The sequence below is a fragment of the Streptococcus sp. SR1 genome, assembly GCF_000526075.1.
In the GTDB taxonomy this organism is placed as follows: domain Bacteria; phylum Bacillota; class Bacilli; order Lactobacillales; family Streptococcaceae; genus Streptococcus; species Streptococcus halitosis.
Window position 1 is genome coordinate 1 of record NZ_JATR01000022.1, and the last position, 1,402, is coordinate 1,402.

A 1,402-nucleotide genomic window follows, 5' to 3' on the forward strand; every position below is an offset into this window, starting at 1 on the left:
CGATAATTGAAGTACTGGTTCAATGGAATAGTCTGGCCATCGATATTGTCACTGCTTGGATCCATACTGATTGTCACATCTTTTTTAGGTGTGATTTTCGGTACGTTGTTAACCACTACTTCTGTAGCATAGCCATTTCCGAAATCAATTTGATAGGCCTTATTTTCATACTTACCACCTGTCTTACCAAATTCAGACTTAACAGTCATCGGATCTGTAATGACTAATGATGTTCCAGTTGCTACATATTGCTTGTAAAATTCTTCTGGATTATCAGCAGAGAAGAGTTGGAAAGCACCCTTAACAGTAATGTTAGCTTTCTTCAACAAGTCTTGAACTTTCTTAGGAGCAGCTTCTAGACTGTCATATTTTTGAACGCTGACACCTGATACTTGATTTCCTTTTTCATCTGCAACCTTAATCAAATCAGGACGAACATCTAAAGCTTCTTCTGGATAATCATCTACATAGTAGAAGCCGTTTTGGATTGCTTCCTTAGAAGATTTATCACCCTTATATTGATCCAAATCCCATGTTAATTCGTAGTAGTTGGTTGAACCAGCTAAAACTTCTTTTCCATCGATATTAAGGCCTTCTTTATTCTTATTTACTTTCGTTGGCTTAATATAGTTGTTATTTGGATTATCAGGATCATTTGGTTTACCAGGAGTCGTTACACGAACAACATTTGACTTAATACCATAAGCATCATTGACTGTCAAAGTGAAGTTATTCGTATAAGTTGCCCCATCGTTCAATACTCGACCAACAACCGTTGGATGAAGAGTCTCAACAGGTTTAGTTAAGTCAGCATTGTATGTTGCCAATGTCTCATCAGTCGCCTTAAAAGTTACAGTATGACTGGCTTCATCATAAGTTGTATCAAAGCCTGTACTTGCAGCCTTAGTTGCATCCAAGTCAAACTTATAGCCAGTTGGAAGCGGATCTACCAATACAAATGAAGTAGTTTTTGGACGTCCAGCTGTCAAGGCTTCTGTTTTCAACTCAAACTTCACTACAGACTGCTTAGCAACTAGAGTACGATCGATATCTGCTCCATCCTCATTTTTAATTTCTTTATTAATCTGAGGTTGTGCAAATAGACGATTGTAATGGAAGTGAACTGTTGGCACCGCTGGTGGTGTTGGCAACTGCTTAGGAGTTGGTGCTACCGGCGGAGTTGGCAATGGATCATAATTTGGCTCTTCTGGTTTTGATGGCTCTGGTTGATCTGGAGTTTTTACCGGTGGTGTTGGCTCATTTTCGTAGCTTGGTGCTACTGGTGCTGGCTCCAATGGCTTCTCTGTCTCATATGTTGGCTCTTCTGGTTTTGATGGCTCTGGTTGATCCGGAGTCTTAACTGGTGGAGTTGGCTCATTTTCATATGTCGGTGCTACCGGTG

General features: G+C 40.1%; 1 protein-coding gene. It reads right to left on the bottom strand.

Annotation, left to right across the window (positions count from 1 at the left end; genetic code table 11):
- A partial coding sequence (locus HMPREF1518_RS07955; protein WP_033585423.1) for an SspB-related isopeptide-forming adhesin occupies window positions 1–1,402 on the bottom strand: 1,402 nt, incomplete at both ends.